This is a genomic window from Synechocystis sp. FACHB-908 (assembly GCF_014698595.1).
Classification (GTDB): Bacteria; Cyanobacteriota; Cyanobacteriia; order Cyanobacteriales; family Microcystaceae; genus Synechocystis.
On sequence record NZ_JACJTH010000017.1, the window covers coordinates 1 to 5,874 of the forward strand.

7 protein-coding genes, 1 tRNA gene and 2 pseudogenes are annotated in these 5,874 nt (G+C 46.2%); 3 read left to right on the forward strand and 7 right to left on the reverse strand.

Going from position 1 to position 5,874, the window contains the following annotated elements; genetic code table 11:
- Positions 1-134: 134 nt before the first annotated feature.
- The 6 genes from H6G46_RS05975 to H6G46_RS06000 form a co-directional block, all read right to left on the reverse strand.
- Entirely contained in the window at positions 135-1,235 is a 1,101-nt protein-coding gene (locus tag H6G46_RS05975) for a polysaccharide ABC transporter ATP-binding protein (RefSeq protein WP_223211365.1), read from the reverse strand.
- A 111-nt stretch (positions 1,236-1,346) separates the two neighbouring features.
- Positions 1,347-2,207: an ABC transporter permease gene (locus H6G46_RS05980; protein WP_071822651.1), complete on the reverse strand. Its 861-nt coding sequence runs from the start codon at positions 2,205-2,207 to the stop codon at positions 1,347-1,349.
- Between the two features lie 224 nt (positions 2,208-2,431).
- Entirely contained in the window at positions 2,432-2,692 is a 261-nt protein-coding gene (locus H6G46_RS05985; protein WP_041425816.1) for a Txe/YoeB family addiction module toxin, read from the reverse strand.
- A complete protein-coding gene (locus tag H6G46_RS05990) occupies positions 2,689-2,952 on the reverse strand; it encodes a type II toxin-antitoxin system Phd/YefM family antitoxin (RefSeq protein ID WP_010872666.1) in 264 nt (87 codons plus the stop codon). Before H6G46_RS05990 ends, H6G46_RS05985 begins: the two co-directional genes overlap by 4 nt.
- Positions 2,953-3,005: 53 nt before the next feature.
- On the reverse strand, positions 3,006-3,191 hold the full coding sequence (locus H6G46_RS05995; protein ID WP_010872665.1) for a hypothetical protein: 186 nt from the start codon (positions 3,189-3,191) through the stop codon (positions 3,006-3,008).
- 202 nt (positions 3,192-3,393) lie between these two features.
- Positions 3,394-3,466, reverse strand: a tRNA-Phe gene (locus H6G46_RS06000).
- 51 nt (positions 3,467-3,517) lie between these two features.
- Here H6G46_RS06000 and H6G46_RS06005 point away from each other — a divergent pair.
- The 3 genes and pseudogenes from H6G46_RS06005 to H6G46_RS18735 all read left to right on the forward strand — a co-directional run.
- The gene (locus tag H6G46_RS06005) at positions 3,518-5,101 is read left to right on the forward strand and encodes a leucyl aminopeptidase (RefSeq protein ID WP_285891542.1); all 1,584 of its coding nucleotides are present in this window, start codon (positions 3,518-3,520) and stop codon (positions 5,099-5,101) included.
- Between the two features lie 30 nt (positions 5,102-5,131).
- The gene (locus tag H6G46_RS06010) at positions 5,132-5,422 is read left to right on the forward strand and encodes a nucleotidyltransferase family protein (protein WP_010872663.1); all 291 of its coding nucleotides are present in this window, start codon (positions 5,132-5,134) and stop codon (positions 5,420-5,422) included.
- A gap of 79 nt (positions 5,423-5,501) precedes the next feature.
- A pseudogene (locus tag H6G46_RS18735) lies at positions 5,502-5,660 on the forward strand (HepT-like ribonuclease domain-containing protein); the annotation flags it as partial.
- Positions 5,661-5,755: 95 nt separating this feature from the next.
- On the opposite strand, the pseudogene H6G46_RS18440 reads toward H6G46_RS18735, so the two are convergent.
- Positions 5,756-5,874: pseudogene (locus tag H6G46_RS18440) on the reverse strand (IS630 family transposase); the annotation flags it as partial.

The following is a 5,874-nucleotide window of genomic DNA, read 5'->3' on the forward strand; positions in this document are numbered from 1 at the left end:
CAGGTACAACAATGTTAGACAAACTACGTTATTTACAGGCTTTCATGTGTGAAAAAATAAGCTATGTACACTGGCTAAGGGAGTTAGCACTAAGGTGATGAATTTGCTTTGCTGTAGGATTATTCTGTCTATTTTTAGGTCGTACATAAGTGCCATTCAACGATTCTGAATGTATTCATGACTAAAATTTTATCAAACATCCCAAAAGAAAATCCTTGAATGCCCAAACCTACATTAAAATCTTCAATTTTGGTATTGACTTGACAACCAATACAAAGTTGCATACCTTCTCCAGACCGAATCTCTGGAAGAACATTACCATTTTCATCCTCGAAAGCAATGTAGCGAATAACAGCATCTTTCTTGGGACCAACATCGGTTATTTCCAAAATTTTACGTTCCTGATTTATAAAAAAATCACTAGACTCTTGATTATTTCCAAATAAATCATCATCGTAAGTTTTCATCACTAATTCTGACTTATCCCATAGACTTTGTTGCCCCTTCTTGAGATAAAGAGCCGTTTCACAAATGCGAGTAATCATATCAGCGGCGTGAGTCACTAGAATGAATGAAACTTGATGTTTTTGTAATTCGGTTAAACGTTCATAACACTTACTCCGAAACCTAATATCCCCAACCGCTAAAACTTCATCAATCAATAAAATTTCTGGTTCAACATGAATTGCACAAGCAAACCCCAACCGCGCCGTCATCCCCGAACTATAACTCTGCACCGGCGCATCCAACGCCTCCCCAATCTCCGCAAACGCCACCACATCCTCAAATCGATCATCAATTTCCTGCCTCGTCAACCCCAAAATCGACATATTTGTGTAAATATTCTCCCTCCCCGTCAAGGTTGGATTAAACCCCGCCCCCAACGCAATCAACGGCGCAATCCGTCCGCGAATTTTTACCTCCCCCTCATCCGGCTTAATCAGACCACTAATAATGCGTAACAGCGTCGTTTTCCCTGCGCCATTGGCCCCCACTAAGCCCAACGCCTCTCCCCGCCGCAACTCAAAACTAATATCCCTCAACGCCCAAAACTCATCTGGTCTCAGATCCCGACGACTACCCCGCCCCACCATCTCCGCCGCAATATCCTGCACCCCATACCACAGAGAGCGTTTCAGACTACGACAAAACTTCTTCGATACCCCCTGCACCGACAGCACCACATCACTACCGCCGCCGGCGATCGGCTCCAGCCTTGGCAACACCTGGGTCATCCCATCCACTCCCATAAAGCATTAGCCACCAGCATACCCAACCAAGCCCCAACCCCTAACACCCGTAACAAACCGTTACCCATTAAGGGCTTGTTTCAACGCCTTTAGTGATCAACTACTCATGCGCTCAACAATAAACGGCATCGCCAAACGGTAAAACAACCACCCTGACAACAGCAAAATTACCATCAACCCACTAGCCCACCAAAACCCTGCTGGTTCCGATACCATCCCCACCGTCGCCAAATCCCGCACCGTTACCAACAACGGCGTCACCGGATTCCAGTTCACCAACACACTAAACCAACCCTTAGTTGGTGGTGGATAAATTACCGGCGTTAACAACAACCAAGGCGTCATCAACAAGGGAATTGCCCGGCCAATATCCTGATACAACGCCCCCAACGGCGATAACCATAACCCAATTCCCGTCCCCAACCCCACCAAATGGACTAACGCCACCGGCGCCAAGATCACCATCTCACTCACCGGAATCCGAAACCAGATAAACAAAGCCACAATCAACAGTAACTTAATCCCAAAATTGAAAAATACTTCCCCTAACTTTGCCAAAATCAACGCCTCCCTCGGGAAATTGATCTTCGCCAACATCGGTTTCGCCGCCCCCACCGCCGCCACAGGGCCATTCAAGGCCTCCACAAACGTTTGCCATAACGCCATACTAAACATCACATAGGCCGGATAAGGAATCGACGTTGCCCCCACATTGATCGCCCCCACATCCTTCGCCACCAACAACGCCACCGCCGTCACAATCGGTGGCAAAAAAGCCCAAAATACCCCCAACAACGACTGCCGATACTGAGCCTTAATATCCCGCACCAACAACTGCCAAGCCAGACCGCGAGACGCCAATAAATCCCGTCTCATCTCCCGAAGTAGAATAACAGGATGCCGTAAACGACTCTCCGGCGTATAAACAATGACTGGTTGCGATTGACGATGGGTCATTATATTGACTTTGTTTAAATACAAACGTGTTGAGTGATTATCATTCACCCTTCCTTCTGCCTAGTGACCAATCATGTACTTTTTGCCTAAATTTTCCACCCGAATCATCACGTCCGACATAGGAATCCTAATCGAGAACCGACACTCATCAGCTTATCCAACAAACCCCCAACCCTTAACACCCGTAACAAACCGTTACTTGATCGACCGAAATACGATTAATGCTATCGGTAATGATAACGACAACTGACAACACGAATGAAATCATCGGTGACTTCGTAAACTAGGCGATGCTCTTGAGTAATGCGCCGTGGCCAAAAACCTGACAAATTAAAACGAAGTTTTTCTGGTTTTCCTTTGCCGGCAAAAGGTGATTTTGGTAGCGTCTCAATTAATTCCATGATTTTTAACGCTAACTTTTTATCTTGTTGAATCCACCACTTTATATCTTCAATTGCCTGCGAATCTAAAACAACTTCCTTCATAGTCCTAAGTCATTTTTTACTTTTGTCCACGATGTAGCTTGATCAATTGATCGACTAGCGGTAGTTAATAACTTTTCAGCATTAACAGGGTTACTCAACAGATAAACAGTTTCCATCAAACTACGGTAATCTTGCTCAGATATAATAACAGCTCGTAAATAATTCGGAAGCTCTAGACAGAGAGGTTCTTGCTCATTACCTATTTTTTCTACCAAAGTGGGCAGTTTTTCAGAGAATTGTTGATAATTAATGGTTTCCATTTTTAATCCTTGTAGATATTGATCAAATTTGCTACTTAATTTATCTTATTTCATCAATTGGAGAGGAGGGAACTATTTTGGCGACCGCCTTTGTCCCGGCCCGTAAACCGCTTTACCAGGGACTTGGCCCCATCTGCTAGCACATCCCGCAACAACCCATAATTAGACCGCCCCTCTGCTTGGTGGCCAATCATGTACTTTTTGCCTAAATTTTCTACCCGGATCATCACGTCCGACATAGGAATTCTAATTTAGAACCGACAATCATTAGCCTACCCAACAAACTCCCAACCCTTAACACTCGTAACAAACCGTTACCCTAAACCAGTTAGATAATTTGCTAAATCTGCCATTACCGTAAAATTAAACAACGTCTCCCCCAATATGTAACCGATGACCAACACAGTGTGTCGCCGCACAGTTATATAAGGAGTTTTGTGATGCCAGGAGGCGGACTTGAACCGCCGACACGAGGATTTTCAGTCCACTGCTCTACCAACTGAGCTATCCCGGCTTTTTTAGCGCATTAACAACATACCAAGAAGTATCAACCTTGACAAGCTCTTTGGACAAATCCATAAACCGGGGCATTAACTGCCCGATCGCCAGCGGTTATGGGAGTGTGGCAAAATGGGGGACGGACAGTCCCTCAACAGAAAAACAAACAGCGATGCAGATCCGCGGAACCGACTACACAGCTTTGACTTGGCAGGGAGATGCCCTGGCCCTGGGATTTTTTGAAAATGCAACGGAAATTACTGGGGACCTGACCCAATTGGACGATCGCCTGGAAGGGGTATTGCGGGAACTGATTGAGGAAAAGGAGTTTAAGGGTAAAGCGGGACAAAAGTTGGTGTCTCGGGTGGGCAGTAAAACCCCAATCAAAAAGCTGATTCTAGTGGGACTGGGGGAAATTGAAAAATTTAACAGCCAGGTGTTAGGAGATGGGGCGGCGGCGATCGCCCGGTTGGCCAAGGGAGAAAAAGTTAAAACCCTAGGGGTGAGTTTGCCCCAACGGGAGCATGATCCAGCGCAAACAGCGGCAATTTTGACCGAAGGAATTTTACTAGCCCTGCATCAAGATAATCGCTTCAAGTCCGATCCTGAAGATAAGGAAATTAAGCTGACCACTGTGGAATTGCTAGGCTTGGGGGAACAGTCAACAGCCATTGGTAAAGCAGAAAAAATTGTCTCCGGGGTAATTCTGGCCCGGGAAATGGTGGCGGCTCCGGCCAACGAAGTCACCCCCTTAACCTTTACGGAAATTGCCACGGAATTGGCCCAGACCTACGGTTTAGAATTGGAAGTGCTGGGGCAGACAGAATGTGAGGCCCTAGGCATGGGGGCATTTCTGGGGGTGGCGAAAGCTTCCGAGTTACCACCGCAATTTATTCATCTCACCTATCGCCCTGCTAATCCGGTGAAAAAGTTGGCGATCATCGGCAAAAGTCTCACCTTTGACTCCGGTGGTTTAAACATCAAAGGTGCAGGTAGTGGCATTGAAACGATGAAAATGGATATGGGGGGCGGCGGTGCTACCCTCGGGGCTGCTAAGGCGATCGCCCAATTGAAACCTAACGTAGAAATACATTTTATCTGTGCCGCTACGGAAAATATGATCAGTGGCACGGCGATGCACCCAGGGGATATTCTCACCGCCTCCAACGGCAAAACCATTGAGGTAAATAATACCGATGCGGAAGGTCGCCTTACCCTGGCCGATGCCCTAGTATTTGCGGAAAAACTTGGTGTAGAGGCGATCGTTGATCTAGCCACATTAACCGGGGCCTGTATTGTAGCTCTGGGGGATGACATTGGTGGCTTATGGAGTCCCAATCAGGAATTGGCCGATGAACTCAAAGTGGCGGCCGATAAGGCGGGGGAAAAATTCTGGCAAATGCCCATGGAATCCAAATATTTTGAAGGTCTCAAATCCCCGATCGCCGATATGAAAAATACGGGGCCCCGTTCCGGTGGTTCCATTACAGCGGCGTTATTTTTACAACAATTCATCAAGGAAACTCCCTGGGCCCATTTAGACATTGCAGGGCCTGTGTGGACTGATAAGCAAAATGGAGTTCACAATGCTGGTGCCACGGGCTATCCAGTACGGACCCTAGTGCAATGGGTATTGGGATTAGCGGAATAGTCCCTCAGTGGTTCATGTTATTGATGAACAATGAAATGCCAATCAGTCCTGCAATTGCTAAGTCAAAGTAAACCAGATTTACAATCTCGTTTTGGTGTTACCCAGTTAGCACTGTTTGGTTCCACCGCAAGGGATGAAGCTGGTCCCCATAGTGATGTAGATATTCTCGTCAGCTTCGATGGACCTGCCACATCCCACCGGTATTTCGGAGTGCAGTTTTATCTAGAAGACTTGTTAGGTTGTGCCGTGGACCTAGCAACAGAAAAGGCCCTCAGACCAGAATTACGCTCCCAGATCGAACAGGAAAAAATAGATGTCTAAATCTCCCAATCGGGAATGGCATTTTTACATTGACGACATGATTTGCTTTGCTAAAAAAGCGCTGGCCTACACCATAGAAATGGATCAGGAAACCTTTATCGCCAGCGAAATTAACTATGATGCCACTTTACGAAATCTAGAATTAATTGGCGAGGCGGCTACCCATATTCCTAATGAGATACGAGCCACACACCCAGAGGTCCCTTGGCGACAGATCATTACCACCCGCAATCGTCTTATTCACGGTTATTTGGGCATTGATAACGATACTGTCTGGAGCATTATTCGAGACAATATAGTAGTTTCAAATAAAGCTGAGACGCTAAACGCCACAGTAAGAACCATCGGCGCAATCAAATCTTTTTTTCCTTTTCTTCTCCCTGCTACTAGATTTTCTCTGACTCCCCTTTTTCCTTGTCTATCTCCATAAACTTTTTTTCCTTTTTTTGACC